Raw genomic sequence first — 26420 nt, forward strand, 5'->3', positions numbered from 1 at the left:
ATGTCCGACACTGAAAGCCCCGCCCCCCAGCCACTCCTCGATGACGACGCCCTCGATCGGCTCGATGACTTCCTCGAGTCGGACAGGGTCGAGGCCGACGCCCTGGACCTGATCAGCGCCCATGGGTTTCTGGTCGCCCTGGCGATCGCCCCGCGCGATGTCCAGGCCGCCACCTGGGTGCCGGAGCTGTTTCACGGCGAGCCGGGCTTTGCCGATGACAGCGAGCGCGACGACATCCTGGCGCTGCTGGAACAGCTGCGTCATAACGCCATCCAGGTACTCGAGGGGGGCGGCCTCCCGGAGCTGCCCTTCGACCTGGAGCTCGGTGGCACTCCGCCCGAGGAGACCCCGATCGGCGACTGGTGCGCCGGCTTCATGGAAGGCGTCTTCCTGGATGAGAGTGCCTGGTTTGCCGACGACGAGGAAGCCGCGGCCCAGCTGCTGCTACCCTTCATGCTGCTGTCCGGGCTGTTCGCCGACGAACCCGACATGGCCGAGCTGGCCAACGACACTCAGCGCCTGGAAAAACTGGTGGGTCAGCTCCCCGAGCTGGTGCTCGACCTCTACCTGCACTATCGGGTGCCGCCGGAAACGCCCAAGCCCAAGCCGCGTCGCAAGGGCCCGCCCGGCCGCGCCGGGAAGCGCTAGACGCGTCCCCCGGCTGACCCACCGCCCGGACATCCGGCCTTCCCGTTGACCCGAGAGTGCAAGCATGGCTGACCGTCGCCGCTTCAAGCCATTTCGCGCGACCCTGCGCCGCTTCATGGAAGCCTGGACGCAGGTGCGGATCCAGGAACCCGCGGCCGAGGCGCTGGGCATCGACCCCGAGCGACCCACCATCTACGTGCTGCCCCGCTCCTCGCTCTCCGACGGCCTGCTGCTGGAAAGCCTGACGGCAGGTGCCGACCTGCCCGATGCCGCCACCACGCACCTGCTGGGCGACAGGCAGCTACCGGCCCAGCTGGCACTGCCAACCACCCGGCGTCGCCTGCTGCGTCGACGCCGCGGCGCCGCCTCACCCTTCCAGGCGGCCATCGAGGCCTGCCGGCAAAGCGGTCAGGACATTCAGCTGGTGCCGGTCAGCATCTTCTGGGGACGCGCCCCCGGCAAGCGCTTCGGGGTCTGGCAATTGCTGGCCGCCGACAGCTGGCGCCTGACCGGACGCCTGCGCCGGCTGCTGGCGGTGCTGGTCAACGGCCGCGACCTGGAAGTGCATTTCGGCGCGCCCTTGAGTATCGCCGAGCTCGACGATGGGCGTGCCCCGGCCCTGACCGACCGCAAGGCCGCCCGCCTGCTGCGGGTGCACTTCCGCCGCATGCGCACGCGAGTGCTGGGGCCGGACCTGTCTCACCGCCGCACCCTGATCGAGGGGGTGGCCCGCAGCGAGCCGGTGCGTCGCGCCATCCACCAGGATGCCGAATCGGCCCGCCACGCGGCTCGCCTGTCGCGCCGCGCCAGGCGCTACGGCCGCGAGATCGCCGCCAGCATGAGCTACCCTGTGCTGCGCTTTCTGGACGGCCTGCTGCGTCGCCTCTGGAACCACCTCTACGACGGTGTCGATGCCCGCGGCCTGGAGCGCGTCAAGACGCTGGCCGGCGAGCACACCCTGGTCTATGTGCCCTGCCACCGCAGTCACATCGACTACCTGCTGCTGTCCTATGTGCTCTATGACCAGGGGCTCATGCCGCCGCACATCGCCGCCGGGCGCAACCTCGACATGCCGGTGATCGGGCCGCTGTTGCGGCGCGGCGGCGCCTTCTTCATGCGCCGCAGCTTCCGGGGGCAGGCGCTGTATTCGGCGGTCTTCAAGGAATACCTGCACCGTCTGCTCAACCGGGGACACCCGCTGGAGTACTTCATCGAAGGCGGCCGCTCGCGCAGCGGTCGCATGCTGCCGCCACGCCCCGGCATGCTCTCCATGACCGTCGACTCCTTCCTGAGCAGCCAGCAGGAAGACGGCCAGTCGCTGCTGTTCGTGCCGGTGTATATCGGCTACGAACGCATCCTCGAGGAAGCCAGTTATCAGCGCGAGCTGGCCGGTGGACGCAAGCGCAAGGAATCCCCGCTGGCCCTCCTGCGCGTCCTGCGACGCCTGCGTGAACCGCATGGCCGCGTGGCCCTGAACATCGGCGAGCCACTGGCTCTGGATGAATTCCTGGACGGCGAGCAGCCCGACTGGCGTCAGGCGGCGGCGACCGGCGAGCGCCCCACCTGGCAACGCGAGGCCGTGACGCGGCTCGGCGAGACACTGACCCGACGCATCAACGCCGCCGCCACGCTGAACCCGGTCAACCTGGTGGCCCTGGCCCTGCTGGCCACCCCTCATCGCGCCATCGAGACGCCGCTGCTGGAGCGCCAGCTGGCCCTGCTAGCCAGCCTGAGCCGGGCCGACGCCCTCCCGCCGGGGGAGCCGGCCGATTGGATCGACCAGGTGCGCCAGCTGGGCATGCTCAATGCCTGTCGCGACGCCCTCGGTGACCTGGTCACCGCCGAACCCGCCCAGGCCACCCTGCTCGGCTGGTACCGCAACAATGTGCTGCACCTCTTCGCCCTGAGCGGACTGACCGCCTTCGCCTTCCGCCACCAGACCCGCCATACGCTGGACGACCTCGAGGCATTGCTGGCTCCCAGTTGGCCGGTGCTGGCCCGCGAGTTCGCCATCGAATCACCGCCACGCCTGCGCGACTCGCTCGCCGAGGTGCTCGAGCGGCTGACAGCGCTGGAACTGCTGGAAGTCGATGGCGCCGGCTGGCGGCGTACCCGATCCCTGGCCGGCGAGGAGCAGCTGCGCATGCTGGGTCGCCTGATGCAGCCCTCGATGGAGCGCGGCTACCTGCTGCTGTCGGTGCTGCTCAGCGAGGCATCCGGCCACTTCACCCATGACGGGCTCACCTCGCGCACCCGACAGCTGGCCGAGCGCCTGGCGCGCCTGACCGGGCGCGACTCGCCGGAATTCTTCGACCGGCAACTCTTTGCCGGCCTGGTCGCGAACCTGGAACGGGAGACCTGGCTCAGCACGGATGACACGGGGCACCTGCATCATGATGAGCGCCTCCACCGGGCGGCCCGGCAGGTCCAGACGCTGTTCGACCCGGCGCTGCGTCACCGCCTGCAGCGGATCCGGCATCAGGCGGAGGCGTGACCGCGCTCAGGGCGCCGTCAGCGAACGATGCACATAGAGGTCATACCGGCTGGTCTTGCCTTCCAGCACATGACGCGGCGCCGGGCCCTCGATGGGCGGCGCCTTGCGAGGCCGCTTGACCACCACCCGGTGAGTCGCCACCTCCAGGGCCGCTTCCAGCAAACGCGGGGCATCGGCATCGTCACCGGCGAGTTCGCGAAACAGCCGCATCTCCTTCTTGACCAGGGCCGACTTGGCGCGATGGGGGAACATCGGATCGAGATGAATGACCTGCGGTGACACCCCGCCCTGCTGTACCAGCGCGGCCAGGTCGCGACCGGCATCGCCGTGCACCAGCTGCATGCGAGCGGCGATGCCGGCGGCATCGGGGTCCGCGGCGGCTCGCTGGAGGCCATCATCGAGCAGGGCGGCAATCGACGCCACGCGTTCGACGAGCAGCACCTCGGCCCCCAGTGACGCCAGCACGAAGGCATCGCGCCCCAGGCCGGCGGTGGCATCCACCACCGAGGGCGTGACACCCTTGCCGAGACCACAGGCCCGGGCGATCAACTGGCCACGACCACCACCGAAGCGGCGTCGATGGGCCGCCCGGCCCGTCACGAAATCCACCGCCAGCGGGTTGCCGAACGTCCCCGGTTCCCCCGCCAGAACCAGGCGACCGTCCTGATGGCGCAGGACCAGGGGAGCCCCCACGGCATCGGCCTGCAGGGGCAGCCCCCAGCGCTCGGCCAGGCGCTGCGACGACTCGACTGCCACGCCTCCCCTGTCGCTCATGGTTGCTTGCGCCAGGCCACCTGGTCGCGCAGATACACCGGTTGCACCTCATGAGCGTCGCGCCCTTCACCGGCGGCGAAGGCATCGGCGGCGAGCAGCACCATGTCCTCGGCGGCCACCTCGACATCGGGCAGCGAGAGACTCATGGCGACCTGAGTCCGGGCCGGCATGTCGGCCTGCAGCGTCCAGCCGGAGCCCACGCCCACCCAGTCGTGATCGTCATGGCCGGACGGCAGGTACAACTGCGCCGGCGGCAGCACGGCTTCGTCGCTCAGGGCCTCGACCCGCCCCCCGGAGCAGCGCCAGCAGGCGGCATAGACCTCGCCCATGCGCGCATCCAGCGCGGTGACCAGATGGCGGTAGTGATGACGACGATGCGCCCCCAGCGCCAGCGCCTGGAGGGTCGAGATGCCCAGCAGCGGGCGCTCGAGGCCGAACGCCAGGCCCTGGGCGGCACCCGCGGCAATGCGCAACCCGGTGAAGGAGCCGGGGCCGCGCCCATAGGCGACGGCGTCGAGGTCGGACGGCGATAGGCCGGCCTCGCCGAGCACCTCGTCGACCATCGGCAGGAGTCGCTGGGTGTGGGTGCGCGGCGTGAGGGCGAAGCGAGTCACCCATTCATCCGCTCGTCCTTCCTGACGGCGCAGCAAGGCAGCGGAGCAGGCACTCGAGGAGGCATCCAGGGCCAGCAGGATCGGCATAGCAGCAGTCATGGCAGTTGAGTGGGACGCCCATTATACGCACCGCCCCCAGCATAACGAAGGCCCGCCGAAGCGGGCCTCTGCATCACATGCGGCAGCGGTGTCGCTCAGCCTTCCAGGGCGGCGATGACCTGAGCGGTGATGTCGTCGACACTGCCGACGCCTTCGACACGATGGTAGCGCGGCGCCTGACTCGGCTCCTGGCTGGCCCAGTCCTGATAATACTCGACCAGCGGTGCGGTCTGATCGTGATAGACGGACAGACGATTGCGTACCGTGGCTTCGCTGTCATCATCGCGCTGGATCAGCGGCTCGCCGGTCACGTCGTCCTTGCCGGCTTCCTGCGGCGGGTTCAGGTCGACGTGATACACCCGGCCGGAATCCGGATGCACCCGACGGCCGGCCAGACGGTTGACGATTTCCTCGTCCGGCACGGCGATCTCGAGGACATGGTCGATCTTCACGCCCGCATCCTTCATGGCGTCGGCCTGCGGGATGGTGCGCGGGAAGCCGTCGAACAGGAAGCCATTGGCACAATCCGGCTGCTGGATGCGCTCCTTGACCAGGGAAATGATCAGGTCATCGGAGACCAGCCCCCCGGTCTCCATGATTTCCTTGACCTGGAGTCCCAGCTCGCTGCCTTCCTTGACGGCGGCGCGCAGCATGTCACCGGTGGAGATCTGCGGGATGCCGAAACGCTCGCAGATGAACTGGGCCTGAGTGCCCTTGCCGGCGCCGGGCGCGCCCAAGAGGATCAAACGCATGTCATGATTCCTTGAAAAGAGGTGAATGTCACAAATGAAAAATCGGGGACCCTGAACCATACCCGCGCGCCTGACGTGAAACAAGCCGGCCGCCGGGGTGATCCCGGGGTGTCGCGAAAAGCCCAGCATGAGCAGGAAGTTAACGGTCTAGCACTTTCGTCTGCCGCCCCCAAAAAAGATGACGGCGCCCTGCGGCGCCGTCATTGGGTCTCGTGACCTGTCGCTGCCCCTGGCCCCTAGAGCAGCAGGCGACGAATATCCGTCAGCGCCTGGCCCAGGAAGGCGGTGAAGCGCGCCGCGTCGGCGCCATTGACCGCGCGATGGTCATAGGACAGCGACAGCGGCATCATCAGCCGCGGCTGGAAGGCCTGGCCGTCCCACACCGGCTTGGTCTGGGACTTGGAGACCCCGAGGATGGCCACTTCCGGCGCATTGACGATTGGCGTGAAGGCCGTGCCACCAATCGAGCCCAGGCTCGAGATGGTGAAACAGCCGCCGGTCATCTCGTCACGCTTGAGCTTCTTGGACTGCGCCTTGCCGGCCAGCTCGATGGACTCCTTGGCGAGCTCGATCAGCGACTTCTGGTCGGCATCGCGAATCACCGGCACCATCAGGCCATCCGGCGTGTCCACGGCGATGCCGATATGCACATACTTCTTGTGCACCACGGTCTCGCCGTCACTCTTGATGCTGACGTTGAACTGCGGGAACTTGCGCAGCGCGAAGGCACAGGCCTTGATCAGGAAGGGCAGCGGCGTGAGCTTGGCGCCCTGGGCCTCGGCTTCCGCCTTCATGGACTTGCGGAAGTTTTCCAGCTCGGTGATGTCGGCTTCGTCGAATTGGGTGACATGCGGCAGGTTCACCCAGCTGCGATGCAGATTGGTAGCGCCCATCTTCATCAGGCGGCCCATCGGCTTCTCTTCGACCTCGCCGAACTGGCTGAAGTCGACATCCGGCACCGGCGGGATACCCGATCCGCCCTCGGCGGCTGCCGGGCTGGCCGGTTTGCTGGCCTGATTGGCGATGGCCTGCTTGACGTAGGCCTGAACGTCTTCCTTGAGCACTCGATCCTTGGGACCGGACGGCTTGACCAGCCCCAGGTCGACGCCCAGCTCACGCGCCAGCAGGCGCACCGCCGGCCCGGCATGCACCAGCTTGCCGTCACGCGGCTTGTGAGCCGCCATTTCGGCCTCGGGGCTGGGGCGGCCACCGCTGGATGATGCAGGCTGGGCTTGCTGGCTGCTCGATGCCTCGGACTTGGCGGCGCTCTTGTCAGCAGACCCGCTGGACGCTGCCGGCTTGTCGGCCTTGGCAGCCGCCGGCTTGCTGCCCACGGTCTCGATGAAACCGATCACATCGCCTTCGGAGACGGTGTCGCCTTCCTTGACCTTGAGCTCGACCAGTTTGCCCGTATAGGGGCTCGGTACATCCATGGAAGCCTTGTCGGACTCCAGGGTGATCAGCGGGTCTTCTTCACTGACCTCGTCCCCTTCCGACACGCCCATCTCGATGATCGGCACATCACTGGAGCCGCCCAGATCCGGCACGCGCACTTCCTTGCGCTCCGGCTCGCCGGCACCGCCTTCATCCGCGGATTCCTCGGCCGCCGGGGCCTCGGCTGGCGCTTCACTGGATGCCTCGGCGGCATCATCACCACTCGCGGCCTCGTCCCCGCCTTCACCGGCGACTTCCATGCGGCCGATCACATCGCCCTCGGAGACGGTATCGCCTTCCTTGACGGTCAGACTGACCAGCTTGCCGGCATGCGGACTGGGAATGTCCATGGAGGCCTTGTCGGACTCCAGGGTGATCAGGGTGTCCTCGGCCTCGAGGGTGTCGCCTTCGCTGGCCGACACCTCGATGATCTCGACATCGGCGGCACCGCCCAGATCCGGCACCGTGATATCCACCGTGCGCGAGCCACCGGACCCGGCTGCCGGCTTCTCGGGGGCCTCGGACGGCGCCTCATCCTCATCGGCGCCGGAGGCATCGGCCTCGGCCGCGGCTGGTTCTGGCTCGGCATCGCCGCCGCCTTCCACTTCCAGTTCGACGATGTCGTCCCCTTCGGAGACAGTACCGCCTTCCTTGACCAGCACCTTGACGACCTTGCCGCCCTTGGGCGAAGGCACGTCCATGCTGGCCTTGTCGGATTCCAGTGTGATCAGGGTGTCCTCGGCATCGATGACATCACCTTCCGACACCGCGATCTCGATGATTTCGACATCGGTATCGCCACCGATATCAGGCACTTTGATGATTTCGCTACTCAAGGTCGCGCTCCTTCAAACTCTTGACGGGGGCGGGCCCGCAGGCCCGCCATGCCACCGGGTCGGTCGACGACTCACACTTCAAGCGGATTCGGCTTGTTGGGGTCGATACCGTACTTCTCGATAGCCTCGGCCACGACCTTGCGCTCGATTTCGCCACGATCGGCCAGCGCCTTGAGCGCCGCCACGGTGACGAAGTAGCGATTGACCTCGAAGAAGTGACGCAGCTTCTCGCGAGTGTCGGAACGGCCATAACCATCGGTACCCAATACATGATAGTCAGTCGGCACCCAGGCGCGCACCTGATCGGCAAAGAGTTTCATGTAATCGGTGGATGCGATTGCCGGGCCCTGGCGACCTTCCAGGCAGGCCGTCACATGGGGCTTGCCCGGCTCTTCGGCAGGCTTGAGGAAGGCCTGACGATCGACTTCCAGGGCTTCGCGACGCAGCTCGTTGAAGCTGGTGACGCTCCAGATGTCAGCCCCGATGCCCCACTCCTCGGCCAGCAGCTCGGCGGCCGCCTCGACCTCGATGAGGATGGTGCCGCAGCCCATCAGCTGGACGCGCCCCTTGTCGCCCTGGGTCTCGCGCAGCAGGTACATGCCCTTGATGATGTCCTCGGTGGGGACTTCCTCGAGCGCCGGCTGCTCGTAGTTCTCGTTCATCACCGTCAGGTAGTAGAAGCAGTTTTCCTTGTCGGCGTACATCCGCTTCAGGCCATCCTGCACGATCACCGCCACCTCATGGGCATAGGTGGGGTCATAACTACGGCAGTTGGGAATCATCGACGCCTGCAGGTGGCTGTGGCCATCCTGGTGCTGCAGGCCCTCGCCATTCAGGGTCGTGCGCCCGGCCGTGCCCCCGATCAGGAAGCCGCGAGCCTGCATGTCGCCGGCGGCCCAGGCCAAGTCGCCGATGCGCTGAAAGCCGAACATCGAGTAGTAGATGTAGAACGGCAGCAGCGGCAGGCCATGGTTGCTGTAGGAAGTCGCCGCGGCGATCCAGGAGGACATGGCGCCGGCCTCGGTGATGCCTTCCTCGAGGACCTGACCCGCCTTGTCCTCGCGGTAGAACATCAGCTGGCCCTTGTCGTGGGGCTCATATTTCTGGCCTTCCGAGGTATAGATCCCCAGCTGACGGAACATGCCCTCCATGCCGAAGGTTCGCGCCTCGTCGGGCACGATGGGCACCACGCGCTTGCCGACCTGCTTGTCCTTGACCAGGCCATTGAGGATCCGCACGAAGGCCATGGTCGTGGAGACTTCACGGCCATTGGAACCCTTCATCTGGGAGGCGAAGGTCTTGTCCTCCAGCGACGGGATCTCGAGGGCCTCGAAGTCCGGGTTACGCGCCGGCAGGTAGCCGCCCAGACGCTCGCGCTGGAGATGCATGTACTTCATCTCCGGGCTGTCGTCTTCCGGCTTGTAGTACGGCATCTCGTTTTCGATCTGCTCGTCGGTGACCGGAATGCCGAAGCGATCACGGAAGTCCTTGAGGACCTCGGGGTCATCGATGGACTTGACCTGGTGCGCTTCGTTGTCGGCCTCGCCACCGGCGGCCCCCAGGCCATAGCCCTTGACGGTATGCGCCAGGATGACGGTCGGACGACCATTGGCGTTGTGGAAGGCCTCATGGTAAGCGGCATAGATCTTGAACGGATCATGGCCACCGCGGTTGAGCTTCCAGATGTCCTCGTCGGTCATGTCCTGGACCATTTCGGCGGTCTCGGAATACTTGCCGAAGAAGTGCTCGCGGGTATAGGCGCCGCCGTTGGCCTTGTAGTTCTGGTACTCGCCGTCGACCGCCTCGTCCATGCGCTTCTGCAGGATGCCCTTCTTGTCCTTCTCGAAGAGCGGATCCCAGAGCCGGCCCCAGACCACCTTGATGACGTTCCAGCCGGCACCGCGGAAGACGCCCTCGAGCTCGTCCATGATGCGCGAGTTGCCGCGCACCGGGCCATCAAGGCGCTGCAGGTTGCAGTTGATGACGAAGTTGAGGTTGTCGAGCTTCTCGCGGCTGGCCAGGTGAATCGCGCCCAGCGTCTCCGGTTCGTCACACTCGCCGTCGCCCAGGAAGGCCCAGACCTTGCGATCATGCATCGGCTGCAGACCACGCTGATCCAGGTACTTCATGACGTGGGCCTGGTAGATGGCCATGATCGGCCCCAGCCCCATGGACACCGTGGGCAGTTGCCAGTAGTCGGGCATCAGCCAGGGGTGCGGATAGGAGGACAGACCGTCGCCATCGACTTCCTGACGGAACTTGTCCATCTGGTCCTCCGTCAGGCGCCCCTCCAGATAGGAACGCGCGTAGACACCCGGAGAACTGTGGCCCTGGATGAACACCAGGTCGCCCTGGAAGTCGCCATGAGCGGCACGAAAGAAGTGGTTGAAGCCCACATCATACAGCGTCGCGCTCGACATGAAGCTGGCCAGGTGACCGCCGATCCCCTTGTTGGCCTTGTTGGCCCGGGTGACCATGGCGGCCATGTTCCAGCGCACCAGCGAACGGATACGACGCTCCATGAACATGTCACCCGGCATCGGCGCCTCGCGGTGCACCGGGATGGTGTTGCGATGCGGGGTCGTCACCGAGAAGGGCACTTGCATGCCATCGCGGCGATAGCGATCAGCCAGCCGGGTCATGAGGTACCTGGCGCGGTCCTCACCCTCGCGATCCAGAACCGATTCCAGGGAGTCCAACCACTCCTGGGTTTCGACCGGATCGAGATCTTCTCGTGTCTCAAGACTCATAGACGTCTCTCCGAATGACGGTGGGGCGACAGCCCCGAGCGAGGGGCGTGTGGCGCTGTGTTGGGAGAACGTGGAAGCGGATCCACGTCTACTGCCAGTTTTGTCGTCGTTTTACAAGGCAACGCGGCCATATTTGGCGGGTAGCTCGACGATACCGTAAAGACTCAAGGCTGCCAATTGAAACAGATATGGAAATTTTTTTCAAAATTCGCAAAGAGCCTGTGCCGCATGACATCGGGCCTTCCTCGCGCACACCACCGACCACTCGGGTAGCACCAGCAGGCCCGGCATCAGGCGGGAGAACATCCCAATAAGCGTATGAAACAAATGTTTTATTACTCGCCCGGCAAGGGCTTAGCCAGGCTCTGACGGAAATAGGCCCAGTCGAAGGCCGGCCCCGGATCGCTCTTGCGCAACGGCGCCACATGGGCATGGCCGGTGATACGCGCCGGGGTCAGCTGCGGATACCCGGCCAGCAAGGCCCGGGTGGCCGACACCAGGCAGCGGTATTGGGCCGCGGTATAGGGCGTGACTTCATCGCCTTCCAGTTCGATGCCGACCGAAAAGTCGTTCAGGGCGCGACGCCAGCGCTGCCCATCCCGCCAGCAGGAGCGTCCGGCATGCCAGGCGCGCGCCGAGAAGGGCACGAACTGCACGCATTCACCATCGCGGCGAATCAGCAGGTGCGCCGAGACGCGCAAATGGTGAATGGCGGCGAAATAGGCATGCGCCTGCGGATCCAGGCGATTGGTGAACAACGCCTCGACGCCATCGCCACTGAAGACGCCGGGCGGCAGGCTGATGGAGTGCAATACCAGCAGCGAGACTTCATCCCGCGGACGCGCATCCTGATTGGGCGACACGACAGGCCGCGCCTGTTGCCACCATCCATGGTCAATCGACATGCATTCCCCCTGACGTCAGTGCATGGCTTTCCATTATACTGAAGACATGACGCCACACAGCACAGAGACGAGCCTCACCATGCACTATCAGGATGCCCTCGCTGAAGAGATCCGCGACAGCGCCGCCCGCCTTCTGGCCGAGGATGTCGGCCCTGGCGATATCACCGCCGAGCTGATCCCCGAAAAGCAGTGGGCACGGGCTCGGGTCATCACCCGCGAGGATACGGTCCTGTGTGGTGTCGCCTGGGTCGATGAGCTCTTCCGGCGCCTGGACCCGAGCATCATCCTGAACTGGCGGGCCGCCGATGGCGACCGTCTGGAGGCCGAGCAGGTCTTGCTCGAACTCGAGGGGCCGGCGCGCAGTCTGCTGACCGGCGAGCGTGCCGCCCTGAATCTGCTGCAGACACTCTCCGGCACCGCCACGCGCACTCGCCAGTATGTGGACCTGCTGGAGGGCACCGGTGTCCGGGTGCTGGATACGCGCAAGACGCTGCCGGGGCTGCGCCTGGCGCAGAAGTATGCCGTTTCCTGCGGCGGCGGCCACAACCATCGTATCGGGCTCTTTGATGCCTTCCTCATCAAGGAGAACCACATCGCTTCCTGCGGCAGCATTGCCGCGGCGGTACGGGAAGCACGCGACATCGCCCGTGACCTGCCGGTGGAAGTCGAGGTGGAAACCTTCGAGGAACTCGATCAGGCCCTGGAAGCCGGTGCGGATGTCATCATGCTCGACAACTTCTCGCTGGACGACATGCGCGAGGCCGTGCGCCGCACGGCGGAACGCGCCACCCTCGAGGCCTCGGGCAATGTCGACGCCGCCCGGCTCAAGGAGATCGCCGCTACCGGCGTGCACTGCATCTCGAGTGGCGCCCTGACCAAGGACGTCAAGGCCATCGACCTATCCATGCGCTTTCTACCGCAGGATGGGGAGTGAGGTGTGAAGAGGGAAGAGGGAAGAATGAAGAGGGATGAGTGAAGAGTGAAGAGTGAAGAGTGAGGGGGGTGAGGAGCTAGCGTGACTCGTGGCTCGTTTCTCGCCGCTCGGAACTCGTGCTTCAGGTTTCCACCGCGGCCAGTGACTTCTGCATAATCCTCCGCTGAAGCTGTTGGCCGCCGCGTTCGGCCCATTCCTCGCGTACCCGCTGCCAGCCACGGCGCTCCAGGCCATCGGCCAGCACCAGGCTGGCGGCAATGTCGATACGACCATGCCCGTGCTCAAGCATCAGGCGCTCGGCATGAATCAACAGGTTGGTGCCGATACCACGCCGTGCCAGGGACGGCCAGACATACAGCGACTCGACACGGCCGGCCGCCACATCCAGCTCCAGGAAGCCCACGCAGCGGCCCTCACAGCAGGCTACCAGGGTGGTATACAAGGCCTGGCGCGCCACCCAGGCACTCGCATCGCGCGGCAGCACAGCGGCCCAGGCTTCTCGCGCCTCACGTTCGTAATGCGCGGCAGCCCCCTGCATCACGGCGTGATGAAACACCTCGGCCTGATCCGCCCCGTCCGCCCCCCTGGCGAGGCGATAAAAAATGCGCGGCGTGCGGCCTCGCGCGGTCGACTCCTGGTCGGCTTGCGTGGCGTGTGGCGCGATATCGGCATGACGCATACGGCACTTCCTGAGATGATGAGACCGTCGAAAGGCTACCTAAACCCGAGACTCGGGCCAACCCCCGGACGCGACACAGGGCGACACTCAGCATGACTTCCCCATGCCCCCCGGACCGCAGCGTCGAGCTGACGCCGATCGGTCACATACACAGTGACTTTCCCGACAAGTTCGGCATACCGCGTCAGCCGGGCCTGGCGGATGCAGCCCGAGCCACCCTGATTCTGACCCCGCCCTATGATGATCCCCTGACCGTGCGTGGTCTCGAGGCCTTCAGTCACCTGTGGCTCACCTTCCTCTTTCACCTGAGTCCCCAGCGCTGGACGCCACTGGTACGACCGCCACGCCTGGGCGGCAATGCCCGCATTGGCGTCTTCGCCAGCCGCAGCACCCACCGTCCCAACCGTCTGGGGCAATCACTGGTGGAACTGGCTCACCTGGATACCACGGATGGCGTGTGCCTGCATCTGCGCGGTGCCGATCTGGTGGACGGCACCCCGGTGCTGGATATCAAGCCCTACCTGCCCTGGGCGGAATCTCGCCCGGCGGCTCGCGCCGGCTTCGCGCCCGCGGCGCCCGACCTCCTGCCCGTGCGCTTCAGCGCCACCGCCCGGGCCGCCCTGGCGGCTCGGCCCGACGCCACCTCGCTGGGCGAGCTGATTCAGCAGGTGCTCGGCCAGGACCCCCGCCCCGCCTACCGCCGCGGCGGCGAGGAGCGCACCTATGGCGTGCGCCTGCGCGACGTGGATGTGCGTTTTCGCGCCGTGACCAACGAGCAAGGCCAGACACGGCTGGAGGTCGTCGAGATCGTGATGGGGTGAGAAACCGCGATCGGTCGGGAGCCGACACGACGAAGGGCCCCGCAGGGCCCTTCATGCACGAACGTCTCGATCGCCTCAGGAAAAATCGACGCCAATGCGCTTGCCGACTTCCTCGTAGGCTTCGATGACACCGCCCAGCCCCTGGCGGAAACGATCCTTGTCGAGCTTTTCCCGGGTATTGGCATCCCACAGGCGGCAGCCATCCGGCGAGAACTCGTCGCCCAGCACGATGCCGCCATGAAAGAGGCCGAACTCCAGTTTGTAGTCCACCAGCAGCAGATCGCCGGCAGCGAACAACTGCTTGAGCACGTCATTGACCCGATAGGTCAGCGACTTCATCTCGGCCAGCTGTTCGGCGGTCGCCCAGCCGAAGGTCTCGGCCAGTGACTCGTTGATCATGGGGTCATGCAACGCATCGTTCTTGAGGAAGAGCTCGAAGGTCGGCGGTGCCAGGTCGCTGCCCTCTTCCACCCCGAGACGCTTGACCAGGCCACCGGCGGCGATATTGCGGATCACGCACTCAACCGGCAGCATGTCCAGCTTCTTGACCACGCACTCGGTGTCGGACAACAGGCGCTCGTAATGCGTGGGGATGCCCGCTTCCTGCAGCTTCTCCATGATGAAGGCATTGAAGCGATTGTTGACCTTCCCCTTGCGCTCCAGTGATTCCATGCGCTCGCCGTCGAAAGCGCTGGTATCGTCACGAAAGTGCAGGATCAGACGATCGGGATCGTCCGTGGTATAGACCGACTTGGCCTTGCCGGCATAGAGTTCTTGCTGCTTGTCCATGGGAGCCTCCGGGGCACAAAGGAGAAATAACCAGAAGATGGCGCCGACGCCGCCGCTCGCGGCATCGCGCAGTGTCGTCGATTCAGCGGATCACCCGCCAGTCAAGGCCGGCTTCCTGGGCGGCCACCGTCAGCCGCGAGGCGTCGCCGTCGAGCAGTGGATCCAGCGCCTGCCGGGCCAGTTCAGGGCGATTGTTGTGCTCGGAAAGATGCGAACAGACGATGTGCTGCAGACGCTCCAGACCGAGCCTTTGCAGCAGCCAGGCCGCCTGCTCATTGGCCAGGTGCCCCCAGCGACCGGCGACACGCCGCTTGAGGCTGGGCGGATAGGGGCCGGTCTCGAGCAGGTGCACATCGTGATTGCACTCGAGCACCAGGGCATCGCAACCCTGGAAGGCTTCCACCACGTGGTGGCTGGGGTAACCGAGATCGGTCAACAGGCCGAGCCGACGATCACCGGCCGTCAGTCGAAACTGAACGGGCTCGCGCGCATCATGCGGCACGGTGACCGGGTCGATTTCGATCCCCTTGATGTATAGCGGCGACTGCGGCGTGATCCAGACACGCCGGGGCAACTCACCAGTGCGTCCGGCCATCCAGGTGCCGGGCGTCATGTAGACCGGCACGTCATGCTTTCTGGCCAGAGGGCCGACACCGCGCAGATGATCGCCATGCTCATGGGTCACCAGCAGGGCATCGAGCTGTCGTGGATGCAGTCCCAGTCGCCCCAGGCGCCGCTCGACTTCCTTGAGACCGAAGCCACAGTCGATCAGCAGATGCGTCTCGCCATCGCTGACCAGGGTGGCATTGCCCTTGCTGCCACTGCCCAGTGACGCAAAGCGTAAACGGCCCGCTTCCTCGAGCGGCACACCCATCAGCGCAGCAGGCCTCCCACGCGTTCCAGCAGTTCGCGGGCGTCATTGTCCTGCAGGTTGCCCTCGTCGGCGGCACGCGCCCTGACCAGGGTCTGTCCATCGGACTGGCGACTCAGGGTCAGACGAATCCGCGTCATGTCCTCGCTGAAGTCCAGGGAGGCCATCGAGCTCCAGAAGCCTCGGCTGCGTTCACTGAGCAGCAGATAATCCACCAGGAAGGTGTGCGACGCAATATCCTGCTCGATCAACTCACGGCGCCCTTGCATGGCGAAGTCGGACTCGAGCTGAGCACTCAGCTCGGCCCAGGCGCGCTGCAGGCCGAAGGGCACCATCAATTGCCACTCGCCGTCCTGTTGCTCGAGACGCGGCGGCTGACTCTGCTGATTCATCTGGCCCTGGGTGGCGAGGCCCGATGCGGTCGCGCTGGCCAGGTTGCTGCGCTGCTCGAAGCGACGCTCGATGGCTCGCAGGCAACCCTCTTCCGGCATGCCGCCACGTTCGCAGCGCACTTCACTCTCGCCGGGTTGCAGGCCCGAGCTGACAGCGATACTCCCCTGCTCGGTCTCGATCACGCCACGCTGCTGATTGCGCGACAGCACCTGCAGGCCGCGCGTGGCCACGAAATCTTCCAGCTCCGACCAGACGACGCCGGGTGAGGCGCCCACTACCAGCCACCGCTGGTCACCGGCTTCACGCAGCGCCACCTCACCGGCGGACACGCCACTGCCGGCATTGAGCGCGCGCGGCGGCGGCGCATCGAAGTCCTCGCCCTGGGAGGCGAAGCCACCGGGAGCCTCGGGGACCGGCATGCTATCGCGATAACGACGCGTGTTGCGCGTATCGGGCAGCACCAGGGGCTCACTTTCCTCGGCCTTGGCATAATCGACACTACGGTTATCGTAGTAGCCTTCTCGAGCGCAACCCGCCAGTGCCAGAGCGGCGACCAGCGGCATCCATTTCAGCGCAGCGTTCATGCATCCACCTTGCGTCATGTCATCGGGGATGGCCGCGGCCACCTCTCAGTCTTCTATCAGGCCTGCCAGCTGCAGGGCTTCGCTGACAGTGGAATGATACTTCTCGGAAAGCCAGGTCAACGGCAGGCGAATGCCGGGTTCGACCAGCCCCATGCGATTCAGGGCCCACTTGACCGGAATCGGGTTGGCCTCGATGCCCAGATAGGTGTGCAACGGCATCAGACGCGTGTTGATCTGGTGGGCCTTGTCGGTCTCGCCGGCCACGGCGGCCGCGCACAGCTCATGCATGGCCCGGGGGGCCACATTGGCGGTCACCGAGATATCGCCATGTCCGCCCATCAGCATGAAATCACAGGCCGTGCCATCATCACCGGAGTACAGCATGAAGTCGGTCCCCTCGAGACGCGCGATCAGGTCCTCGGCGCGCTCAAGGTTGCCCGTGGCATCCTTGAGGCCGACGATATTGTCGACCTCCGCCAGGCGCAGCACGGTCTCGTTATAGATATCCGAGCAGGTGCGACCGGGCACATTGTAGAGAATGACCGGCAGGTCACTGGTCTCGGCGATCGACTTGAAGTGCTGATAGAGCCCTTCCTGGGTCGGCTTGTTGTAGTAGGGTGCGACCGTCAGGCAATAGTCGGCACCGACCTCCTTGGCGTAGCGTGTCAGCTCTACCGCTTCGGTGGTGTTGTTCGAGCCGGTTCCGGCAATCACCGGCACCCGACCGCCGACCTCCTCCACCACGGCGCGAATCACGTCGAAATGCTCGGCGAATGACATCGTCGTCGGCTCGCCCGTGGTGCCGGCCGCGACAATTCCATCCGTACCATTGTCGAGATGAAAGTGAACCAGACGACGCAGCGCCTCCCAGTCGATTTCACCACTCGCTTTCATCGGTGTCGCCAGCGCGACGATGCTACCCGTGATCATCTTCTACTCATCCTCCCGGCCTGCCTGGTGATACGCGGGCTGGCGCCCGGTCGATGTCTTGCCGACAAATCCTAAATGGTACTCAGGCCGCCAGGGCCTGTACAGCGACGACTTTACAGTTTGCTCCGGGTTGCGTGTAATCCACGGCATCACTCGACACATCCCAACAGGAGACACCATGAGCATCAGCCTCGGCCAGCCCGTTCCCGATTTCACCGCCACCGCCACCGGCGGCACCGAACTGACCCTCTCGGCACTGCGCGGCCAGCAGGTCGTGGTCTACTTCTACCCGCGCGCCAGTACCCCGGGCTGCACCACCGAAGGCGGTGATTTTCGCGACCACAAGGCCGCCTTCGACGCCGCCAACACGGTGGTCATCGGCGTGTCCCGGGACGGCATTCGCGCCCAGGAGAACTTCAAGGCCAAGCAGGCGTTCAACTTCCCGTTGATTTCCGACAAGGATGAGACCGTCTGCCAGCTGTTCGATGTCATCAAGCTCAAGAAACTCTACGGCAAGGAGCATCTGGGTATCGAGCGCAGCACCTTCCTGATCGACACCGAGGGCAAGCTGGCGCGCGAATGGCGTGGCGTCAAGGTCAAGGGCCATGTCGACGAAGTGCTCGCAGCGGCCCAGGCCCTGCACGCCGGCGAATGACTCACTCCCCTGCCCTGCCAGACTGCCCCGCTGGCGGGGTGGTCGAGCCCGCTTCAGGGCTCGACCGGCTGCTCTAGCGAGGCCTCTTCGCGGCGCTGTTGAATGCCTCTCGGCCAGGCATAGACCAGTGCCTTGAGCAGAGTCGCCAGGGGAATGGCAAAGAAGATGCCCCAGAACCCCCAGATGCCGCCGAAGAACAGCACGGCGAGGATGATCGACACCGGGTGCAGGTTGACCGCCTCGGAAAACAGTACCGGCACCAGCACATTGCCATCCAGCGCCTGGATCACGCCATAGGCCACCAGCACATAGGCAAACTCGTCACTGATGCCGAAGTGAAAGCCTGCCACGGCCGCCACGGGTAGCGTGGCCACCGCCGCCCCGATATAGGGCACCAGCACCGACAGGCCGACCAGCACCGCCAGCAGGGCCGAGTACGGCAGACCAAAGCAGATGAAAGTGAAGAAGGCGACGCTGCCGACGATAATGATCTCGATGAACTTGCCACGCACATAATTGGCGATCTGGTCATCCATTTCCTGCCAGATGCGCTTCATCAACTTGCGGTTCTGCGGCAGCAGCGACACCGTGAAGCCCACCAGTCGATCGCGATCCTTGAGCATGAAGAAGACCAGAATCGGCACCAGCACCAGATAGATGATCAACGACAACACATTGCCCAGCGACGACAGCGACAGTGACAGGGCCCGCTGGCCCAGTTGCGTCACTTCCCTACCGGCCATGCCGATCCACGACTGAATCTGGTCGGGGGTCACCAGTTGCGGATAACGCGCCTGCAGATCATCCAGTAGTGACTGGCCGCTGGCGAACATGCGCGGTGTTTCCTGCAACAGATTGACCAGCTGGTTCCAGATCAGCGGCAACAGCACCAGCGCCAGCGCCAACAGCACGCCCAGAAACCCCAGGTAGACGATGAGCACCGCCAGCATCTGCGGCACACGCCGACGCGTCAGGCCATTCACCGCCCCCTGTAACAGGAAGGCAATGACCAGGGACGTCAGGAAGGGGGCCAGCATCTGCCCCAGCCATATAACCACGGCAAAGCCCAGGGCCAGCACCAGCAACAGAATGACGGCTTCCTCGTCGGAGAAGTAGCGCTCTACCCAACCGCGGAACAGCGACTTCAGGGTCATCAGGCGTTCTCCCCCGCTTTGCGGATCCAGTAGTGATAGACGTCGCCACGAACTTCTCGGGCGGGCATTTGATGCCGGCTCTGCTCGATGAAAGACTCGATATCTCGCCAGGAGCCTGCATCGGTCGCCCTGACTTCCAGCAGCGCCCCCGACGCCATCCCCGCCAGGGCCTGCTTGGCCTTGAGCAACGGCAATGGACAGGCGAGACCTCGTGCATCCAGCACATCATCAGCTTGCAGCGTCATAGTGTCTCCCGGGCGGTTTACTGGAGCATGTCAGGCGCTTTAACGCCACCCTCGACATGCCCTGAGGATTTAAAGGCACTTTGACCACTGAATCAATGACAACGACTGCTTCAATCGCCATGACCACGTTATGTGGCCATGGCGCATCGGGGTCCACAAACAGGATCGCCAGAGCTGAAGCAGCCCTGGCGATAACCGGCCGGCGCTATCAGGTACGCGCCATCCTCTTACTACCCCGTTACATCCTGGGCTGATGCGCTCCGGCTGGTCTGAACCATGTCACCACGTTCGCGCCAGAGCTCTCGAAGCGCCTTCTCGAGATCCTCGAGTGATTCCTCCCCCGTCATGTTGCCATCATAGGCATTGAGTCCCATGGCGGCATACACATTGGCGAAGACGCCCTGCATCTCGGCATAGGTCGCATCATAGCGCAGCGAAGCCAGAATCGACTTGAGCTGCTCGCGTACCAATTCACGCTGCGATCCGACGCCGGCTTCATACTCGTTGCGAGCCTGCCGAAAGATGCTTTGCGATGTCTCGTGATATTCCTCGGCAGTCTGCACCTCTTCCTGCAGGCTGCTGAAGCGCTTGTGTGCCACATAGACCTGGGTCGCGATGGACTGTGTCAATGCCAGGGCCCGGGCATTGAGCAGGTCATCCTGGCGCTCGATGGCGTCCTGGCGCCGAGGATACTGAGCCAGACTCATGAGATCCCAGGATACCCGGGCGCCCCAGCCCGTCCAGTTTTGATTGACCAGAAATTCGTTGGTATCGAAGTTGGCCCCCAGGTAGCCGCGGATGGAAGGCAACATTTCTAGGATGGAGGCGTTTTCTTCTTCATCGTTGATACGCAGGCGATAGGCCACTTCGCGCATTTCGGGCCGGTTGCGCAATGCAGCGTCGGTCATCGCCTCAGGCGACAGGGTCGTCACCGGCGTCTGCAAATCCGTGTGCTCGGGCATGACCACCGAGAAATCCTGGCCCTGCGGCAGGTTCATCAAGGCTGCCAGCTGGTTCTTGGCGACAAAGAGGTCGCGACGCAACTCCTTGGCCGTCTTGAGGGTATCCAGCATCTCACGCTGGTAGCGCAACGCATCGAGGCGTCCGCCCTCCCCACGACTGACCTGCTCCCTGGCCTCCTGCAGGGCTTCAGCGGCGCGCTTCTCGAGCTGCTCGATCTCGTCCAGGTGGCGTTCCGCGGCCACGGTACGCCAATAGGCAGTACGCACATCTTCCAGCAGTCGGTTGACCGTGGAGCGCCGTTGCTCTTCCGCAATGAAGAACTTGTCGCCGGCCTGCTTGGCACGGAAGTAGGAAAGTCCGAAATCCAGAATATCCCAGGTCAATTCCAGGCTTCCCGATGTGCTCCCCGGGTCTGCCGAGGTTGATGCCAGGGAATTTTCCAGGCTGCCTTCTTCCGTGATGGAGGTCGAAAAGGGATCGTTGTTGCGGTCCGACCAATTGGCCTTGGCCACCAGCTCGGGCAGCATATCCATCTCCGCGTCGCGGAATTCCGCGTTGCGCAGGCGGCGATCCGCTACTTCCAGGCGATGGTCGAGGTTGTACTTCAGTGCCCGCGCCATGGCTTCATAAAGATCGATGCTTTGCGTCACCGGTACCTGCTCATCGGAGATCATTCGACTCTGCTTGTCAGCCGCAAATTCATCCATCTCAGCCTGGGTCAGTGGCTGGGGGTTAATCGAACAACCTGACACCACCAGTAGCATCATGCCCAACGGTCCAAGCCCCAGACCCTGCCGTAATGGTTTCATCGACTTGTTCTCCTGCGCCATGCCACGATGACCTGCTAGCTTCATAGCACTCCCCTGGATACTGCATTCATGAGTCTCGATGCCTCGGCGTTGCGGGCAAATACCAGTCGTTCCGTCTGGGCGGTAAAGGTATGACCGAGCACCTCGCTGGCACTCACGCCGACCGCGTCACCCTGACCATCGACTGACAGGTCGAGCGAGATGTGTGTGCTATACCCATTCGCCATGCCAATCTCGAGCTGCGAGTTGCCAGGCGCCTCATCAAGGGTCAAGAGCGCGATGCCATTGGCATCAAACTCGGCCGAGACCCCCGTTTCTCCCTGCACGTGAATCGCGTCTATACCCAGCGGGTTGCCGCTTGACGTCATCGCGGAAGCCTGGACGACCCAGCCGTCGTCACCCCGGAAGGCGACAAACCGCAGGCCTTCCCCGCGTTCGGTGATCAGTTCGGCACTTTGCTGCTGACGGCCGGCATCAAACAGAGCCTTCAAGCGCTCATCAAAGTCGCTGGTCGCAAAAGTCTGGCCACCGAAAATGGGTTCGAAGCCAACATTGTCGACGGCGGCGAGCACGGCGCCGCGGGCCTCGACACTGGCGTCATTCCCATACAGTGCCTGACTCTGCAGATCCGAAGTGCCACCCAGCGACTGAATGGCATCGACTGCCGTCATCAGCGGATGCCTGACCCCCTGACCGGTGTTGACATCCGACATCAGGCTCGCTGTGCTGGACAGGTCGTTCTGAGCATTGGCAACGCTGCCGACGATCGGATCGGCGTAGATCCCGGCGCGCCGATCGAATGGCCTTTCCTCCAGCGGGTCACCACCGGGGTCGGCGGAAGGACGCGACGTCGGGATGTCCTCCAGCGGCTCGATGGGCCCGAAGCTTACCGTTCGGGGTTCCCCCGCATCCTGGCCATCACTGGGGGAATAGCCCAGAGAGGGTACAGGCCCGGTATACCCTTTTGCCGGCACGAAGGTCAGATCGCCATTCGGGGTCAGCGTGATCGTGCCGATCGGCGTACCCGAGCCATCGGTGATCTCGGTGGGCGTGCCCAGCGGTAACGCATCCGGCGTGCCATCACCGTCCTGGTCGATGGTCGCCGTGTCGACCGTCAGCGGGTCACCCTCCGGATCGCTGTCATTGGTCAGGATGTTGTCCGTGACCGGCGTGTCCTCGGTCACCGGAATGCTGTCATCGACGCCCGTCGGCGCGTCATTGACCGGCGTCACCGGGCCGAGCGTCACTGTAGTCGGCGCACCCGGATCGGTGCCGTCCGTCGGGATATAGGTCAGCTCCGGCACCGGGCCATTATAGTTCGATGCCGGCTCGAAGGTCAGCTCACCGTTCGGGGTCAGCGTGATCGTGCCGATCGGCGTACCCGAGCCATCGGTGATCTCGGTCGGCGTATCCAGCGGCAACGGATCCGGCGTGCCATCACCGTCCTGGTCGATGGTCGCCGTGTCGACCGTCAGAGGGTCACCATCCGGATCGCCGTCATTGGTCAGGATGTTGTTGGTGACCGGCGTATCCTCGGTCACCGGGATACTGTCCTCGACGCCCGTTGGGGCGTCGTTGACCGGCGTGACCGTGCCGTTCACTGTCGCCGTGGCCGTAGCAGTGCCGTCAGAGATCTCGTACTCGAAGCTCGCCGGGCCGTTGTAGTCTGCCGCGGGCTTGAAGGTGATGCTGCCGCCGGCTTCCAGGGTCGCGGTGCCGGAACCGTCCGCCAGGGTGATCGGCGTGCCAACGGTCGCGGCCTGGCCGTCGATGGTGGCCACGCTCAGGCTGTCACCGTCGACATCGCTGTCATTGCCCAGCACCGCCACACTGGTGCTGCCACCCTCAGCCACCGTGAAGCTGTCATCCTCGGCCACCGGGGCATCATTGACCGGCGACACCGGTCCGATACTGACACTTGCGGGCGTACCGTCGTCGTTCCCATCATTCGGTGTATAGCTCAGCTCAGGAACGGGACCGGTGTAGTTCACCGCCGGGGAGAAGGTCACGTCGCCATTCGAGTTCAGCGTGATGTCACCGATCGGGTTGCCCGCGCCATCGGTGAGTGGCGTCGTGGACCCCAGCGTCAACGGATCCAGCGTGCCGTCCCCATCTATGTCGATCTCCGCCGAGGAAACCATCAACGGATCGCCCTGGGTGTCGACGTCGTTACCCAGGATATTCTGCGTAACTGGCGTGTCTTCGGTTACCGCAAGGTTGTCATCCACGCCAACCGGAGCATCATTGACCGGCGTCACCGTCAGGGTCACCGTCACCGTCTCGCTCTCACCGTTCACGTCCTCGACGTCATAAGTGAAGCTGTCACTGCCGTTGTAGTCGGCATCCGGCGTGTAGGTGAAGGTGCCGTCCGGGTTCATCGACACCGTGCCGTTGGCGGCATCGGTGTTGAGCGCGTAGCTCGCCGCAGCGCTGTGGGTGTCGTTGGTCGACACATCCTCGCTGAGCGGCGTGTCTTCCGGGGTGGTGAAACTGTCGGCCACGCCGTCATCCACGGCATTGACCGTGACGTTGACCGTCGCCGTCTCGGTGACGCCTCCCGACGTCACCGTATAGGTGTAGCTGTCCGTGCCATTGAAGTCGGCATCCGGCGTATAGGTCACCGTGCCATCATTGTTGTTGGTGACGCTGCCATTCGTACCCTGGGTGACCGACGTCACTTCGGCGTCCGGCGACTCGAAGCTGTCATTATCGAGAACATCGGTCGTCACCGCGGTGTCTTCATCGGTGGTCGCGCTGTCATCGACGATATCCGCCACCGGATCGACCGTGACGTCGATCGTCTGGGTCTCCACGTTGCCATCATCATCGGTGACCGAGACCGTGAAGCTGTCACTGCCGTTGTAGTCGGCGTTCGGCGTGTAGGTCCACTCACCGCTATCGGCATCGATGCTGGCCGTACCGTTGGCCGGCTCATCACCCGCCTCGATCGTGAAGCCCGGGGTACTCATGCCGTCGGCTGCGTCGTTGACCGTCAGCGTGCCGGTGATAGCGGTGTCTTCATCGCCGCTGCCGGAAGTGTCCCCGGCGAAGCTCGCTGGATCATTGACCTGGTCTACCGTGACGTTGACCGTCGCCGTCTCGGTGACGCCACCGGAGGTTACGGTGTAGTTATAGCTGTCCGTGCCATTGAAATCGGCATTGGGCGTGTAGGTCACCTGCCCATTGCCGTCGATGCTCACCGAGCCATTGGTGCCCTGCGTCACCCCCATGACCGTCGGTGTGCCCTCGAAGCTGTCATTATCGAGAACGTCGGTGGTCACCGAGGTGTCTTCATCGGTGGTCGCGCTGTCATTGACGATATCCGCCACCGGGGAGACCGTGACGTCGATCGTCCGGGTCTCCACGTTGCCATCATCATCGGTGACGCTGACCGTGAAGCTGTCACTGCCGTTGTAGTCGGCGTTCGGTGTGTAGATCCACTCACCGCTATCGGCATCGATGCTCGCCGTGCCGTTGGCCGGCTCATCACCCGCCTCGATCGTGAAGCCCGGGGTACTCATGCCGTCGGCCGCGTCGTTGACCGTCAGCGTGCCAGTGATAGCGGTGTCTTCATCACCGCTGCCGGAAGTGTCCCCGGCGAAGCTCGCCGGATCATTGACCTGGTCTACCGTGACGTTGACCGTCGCCGTCTCGGTCACGCCACCCGAGGTCACCGTATAGGTGTAGCTGTCAGTACCATTGAAGTCGGCATTGGGCGTATAGGTCACCTGGCCATTGCCGTCGATGCTCACCGAGCCATTGGTGCCCTGAGTCACCGCCGTCACGCTCGGCGTACCCTCGAAGTCGTCATTGGTCAGGACCCCAGTGGTGACCGGCGTGTCCTCGTCGGTGGTCGCCGTGTCATCACTGATGTCAGGAACCGGATCAACGGTCAGATCGACGGTCACCGTCTCGGTATCACCGTTCACGTCCTCGACGTCGTAGGTGAAGCTGTCACTGCCGTTGTAGTCGGCATCCGGCGTGTAGGTGAAGGTGCCGTCCGGGTTCATTGCCACCGTGCCGTTGGCGGCATCGGTGTTCAGGCTGTAGCTCGCCGCGGCGCTGTGCGTGTCATTGGTCGACACATCCTCGCTGAGCGGCGTGTCTTCCGGGGTGGTAAAGCTGTCGGCCACACCGTCAGCCACCGCATTGACTGTCACATCGACGGTAGCGGTCTCGGTGACGCCGCCGGAGGTCACCGTGTAGGTATAGCTGTCGGAGCCATTGAAATCGGCGTCCGGCGTGTAGGTCACCGTGCCATCACCGTTGTTGGTGACGCTGCCATTCGTGCCCTGCGTCACCCCCGTGACCGTCGGTGTGCCCTCGAAGTCGTCATTGTTCAGGACCCCAGTGGTGACCGGCGTGTCCTCGTCGGTGGTCGCCGTGTCATCACTGATGTCGGGCACCGGCGTCACGCTTAGATCCACCGTCACCGTCTCGGTGTCGCCGTTCACGTCCTCGACGTCATAAGTGAAGCTGTCACTGCCGTTATAGTCAGCACCCGGCGTGTAGGTGAAGGTGCCATCGCCGTTGAGACTGACCGACCCGTTGCTGGCATCGCTATTCAGGCTATAGGTGGCCGCAGCGCTGTGCGTGTCATTGGTCGACACGTCATCGCTGAGCGGCGTGTCTTCGTTCGTGGTGAAGTTGTCGGCGACGCCGTCAGCCACCGGATCGACCGCGACGTTGACGGTCGCCGTCTCGGTCACGCCACCCGAGGTCACCGTATAGGTGTAGCTGTCCGTGCCATTGAAGTCGGCATTGGGCGTGTAGGTCACCTGGCCATTGCCGTCGATGCTCACCGAGCCATTGGTGCCCTGAGTAACCGCGGTCACCTCGGCGTCCGGCGACTCGAAGCTGTCATTATCGAGAACGTCGGTCGTCACCGCGGTGTCTTCATCGGTGGTCGCCGTGTCATCACTGATGTCGGGCACCGGCGTCACGCTCAGATCCACCGTCACCGTCTCGGTGTCGCCGTTCACATCGGTGACGTCGTAGGTGAAGCTGTCACTGCCGTTGTAGTCGGCATCCGGCGTGTAGGTGAAGGTGCCGTCCGGGTTCATCGACACCGTGCCGTTGGCGGCATCGGTGTTGAGCGCGTAGCTCGCCGCGGCGCTGTGCGTGTCATTGGTCGACACGTCGGCATCAAGCGGCGTGTCTTCCAGGGTGGTAAAGCTGTCGGCAACGCCGTCAGCCACCGGTTCGACCGTCACATCGACGGTAGCGGTCTCGGTGACGCCGCCGGAGGTTACGGTGTAGGTATAGCTGTCCGTGCCATTGAAGTCGG

20 protein-coding genes are annotated in these 26420 nt (G+C 64.3%); 5 read left to right on the forward strand and 15 right to left on the reverse strand.

Features of this window, described 5'->3' with window-relative positions; translation table 11 throughout:
• Complete coding sequence (locus tag QWY79_RS03775; RefSeq protein WP_290270039.1) at window positions 1–648, forward strand: YecA/YgfB family protein; 648 nt, start codon at window positions 1–3, stop codon at window positions 646–648.
• A gap of 64 nt (window positions 649–712) precedes the next feature.
• Entirely contained in the window at window positions 713–3142 is a 2430-nt protein-coding gene (plsB, locus tag QWY79_RS03780) for a glycerol-3-phosphate 1-O-acyltransferase PlsB (RefSeq protein WP_290270040.1), read from the forward strand.
• 6 nt (window positions 3143–3148) lie between these two features.
• Here the strand turns inward: plsB and QWY79_RS03785 are convergent, their stop codons facing one another.
• From QWY79_RS03785 to ampD, 6 genes are all read right to left on the reverse strand, one after another.
• Window positions 3149–3916, reverse strand: a complete 768-nt coding sequence (locus QWY79_RS03785; protein ID WP_290270041.1) for a class I SAM-dependent methyltransferase — start codon at window positions 3914–3916, stop codon at window positions 3149–3151.
• Window positions 3913–4617 carry a tRNA (adenosine(37)-N6)-threonylcarbamoyltransferase complex dimerization subunit type 1 TsaB gene (gene tsaB, locus QWY79_RS03790; protein ID WP_290270044.1) on the reverse strand — a complete coding sequence of 235 codons (705 nt, stop codon included), beginning with the start codon at window positions 4615–4617 and terminating at the stop codon, window positions 3913–3915. The genes QWY79_RS03785 and tsaB overlap by 4 nt, the downstream gene beginning before the upstream one ends.
• Window positions 4618–4724: 107 nt before the next feature.
• A complete protein-coding gene (gene adk, locus QWY79_RS03795) occupies window positions 4725–5381 on the reverse strand; it encodes an adenylate kinase (RefSeq protein WP_290270046.1) in 657 nt (218 codons plus the stop codon).
• A gap of 236 nt (window positions 5382–5617) precedes the next feature.
• Window positions 5618–7651, reverse strand: coding sequence for a pyruvate dehydrogenase complex dihydrolipoyllysine-residue acetyltransferase (gene aceF, locus QWY79_RS03800; RefSeq protein ID WP_290270048.1), 2034 nt, complete (start codon window positions 7649–7651; stop codon window positions 5618–5620).
• 71 nt (window positions 7652–7722) lie between these two features.
• The gene (gene aceE / locus QWY79_RS03805; RefSeq protein ID WP_290270050.1) at window positions 7723–10401 is read right to left on the reverse strand and encodes a pyruvate dehydrogenase (acetyl-transferring), homodimeric type; all 2679 of its coding nucleotides are present in this window, start codon (window positions 10399–10401) and stop codon (window positions 7723–7725) included.
• A 335-nt stretch (window positions 10402–10736) separates the two neighbouring features.
• Window positions 10737–11306 carry a 1,6-anhydro-N-acetylmuramyl-L-alanine amidase AmpD gene (gene ampD, locus QWY79_RS03810; protein ID WP_290270052.1) on the reverse strand — a complete coding sequence of 190 codons (570 nt, stop codon included), beginning with the start codon at window positions 11304–11306 and terminating at the stop codon, window positions 10737–10739.
• 79 nt (window positions 11307–11385) lie between these two features.
• Here ampD and nadC point away from each other — a divergent pair, with 79 nt between their 5' ends.
• Window positions 11386–12240 carry a carboxylating nicotinate-nucleotide diphosphorylase gene (gene nadC / locus QWY79_RS03815; RefSeq protein ID WP_141317267.1) on the forward strand — a complete coding sequence of 285 codons (855 nt, stop codon included), beginning with the start codon at window positions 11386–11388 and terminating at the stop codon, window positions 12238–12240.
• A gap of 121 nt (window positions 12241–12361) precedes the next feature.
• Here the strand turns inward: nadC and QWY79_RS03820 are convergent, their stop codons facing one another.
• Window positions 12362–12919: a GNAT family N-acetyltransferase gene (locus tag QWY79_RS03820; protein WP_290270055.1), complete on the reverse strand. Its 558-nt coding sequence runs from the start codon at window positions 12917–12919 to the stop codon at window positions 12362–12364.
• A gap of 92 nt (window positions 12920–13011) precedes the next feature.
• Here QWY79_RS03820 and tsaA point away from each other — a divergent pair, with 92 nt between their 5' ends.
• Complete coding sequence (gene tsaA / locus QWY79_RS03825; RefSeq protein ID WP_290270056.1) at window positions 13012–13740, forward strand: tRNA (N6-threonylcarbamoyladenosine(37)-N6)-methyltransferase TrmO; 729 nt, start codon at window positions 13012–13014, stop codon at window positions 13738–13740.
• Window positions 13741–13815: 75 nt separating this feature from the next.
• Here the strand turns inward: tsaA and purC are convergent, their stop codons facing one another.
• The 4 genes from purC to dapA all read right to left on the reverse strand — a co-directional run bounded on the left by purC (window position 13816) and on the right by dapA (window position 17307).
• A complete protein-coding gene (purC, locus tag QWY79_RS03830) occupies window positions 13816–14529 on the reverse strand; it encodes a phosphoribosylaminoimidazolesuccinocarboxamide synthase (protein WP_290270057.1) in 714 nt (237 codons plus the stop codon).
• A gap of 82 nt (window positions 14530–14611) precedes the next feature.
• Window positions 14612–15403: an MBL fold metallo-hydrolase gene (locus QWY79_RS03835; RefSeq protein ID WP_290270058.1), complete on the reverse strand. Its 792-nt coding sequence runs from the start codon at window positions 15401–15403 to the stop codon at window positions 14612–14614.
• Window positions 15403–16377 carry an outer membrane protein assembly factor BamC gene (locus tag QWY79_RS03840; RefSeq protein WP_290270059.1) on the reverse strand — a complete coding sequence of 325 codons (975 nt, stop codon included), beginning with the start codon at window positions 16375–16377 and terminating at the stop codon, window positions 15403–15405. The genes QWY79_RS03835 and QWY79_RS03840 overlap by 1 nt, the downstream gene beginning before the upstream one ends.
• Before the next feature lie 45 nt (window positions 16378–16422).
• The gene (gene dapA, locus QWY79_RS03845; protein ID WP_290270060.1) at window positions 16423–17307 is read right to left on the reverse strand and encodes a 4-hydroxy-tetrahydrodipicolinate synthase; all 885 of its coding nucleotides are present in this window, start codon (window positions 17305–17307) and stop codon (window positions 16423–16425) included.
• A 178-nt stretch (window positions 17308–17485) separates the two neighbouring features.
• On the opposite strand from dapA, the gene QWY79_RS03850 reads away from it, so the two are divergent.
• Window positions 17486–17962 carry a peroxiredoxin gene (locus QWY79_RS03850; protein ID WP_290270061.1) on the forward strand — a complete coding sequence of 159 codons (477 nt, stop codon included), beginning with the start codon at window positions 17486–17488 and terminating at the stop codon, window positions 17960–17962.
• A gap of 53 nt (window positions 17963–18015) precedes the next feature.
• On the opposite strand, the gene QWY79_RS03855 is transcribed toward QWY79_RS03850, so the two are convergent.
• From QWY79_RS03855 to QWY79_RS03870, 4 genes are all read right to left on the reverse strand, one after another.
• Window positions 18016–19116 (reverse strand): AI-2E family transporter, encoded by a 1101-nt coding sequence (locus tag QWY79_RS03855; protein ID WP_290270062.1) that lies wholly within the window; start codon window positions 19114–19116, stop codon window positions 18016–18018.
• Window positions 19116–19361, reverse strand: a complete 246-nt coding sequence (locus QWY79_RS03860; protein WP_290270063.1) for a sulfurtransferase TusA family protein — start codon at window positions 19359–19361, stop codon at window positions 19116–19118. The genes QWY79_RS03855 and QWY79_RS03860 overlap by 1 nt, the downstream gene beginning before the upstream one ends.
• Before the next feature lie 230 nt (window positions 19362–19591).
• Window positions 19592–20998 carry a TolC family protein gene (locus QWY79_RS03865; RefSeq protein ID WP_290270064.1) on the reverse strand — a complete coding sequence of 469 codons (1407 nt, stop codon included), beginning with the start codon at window positions 20996–20998 and terminating at the stop codon, window positions 19592–19594.
• A gap of 176 nt (window positions 20999–21174) precedes the next feature.
• Window positions 21175–26420, reverse strand: a 5246-nt coding sequence (locus QWY79_RS03870) for a beta strand repeat-containing protein (RefSeq protein ID WP_290270065.1), incomplete at its 5' end; no start/stop codon positions are given.

Origin of the sequence: Halomonas sabkhae (assembly GCF_030409265.1) — a bacterium.
GTDB lineage: Bacteria > Pseudomonadota > Gammaproteobacteria > Pseudomonadales > Halomonadaceae > Halomonas > Halomonas halmophila.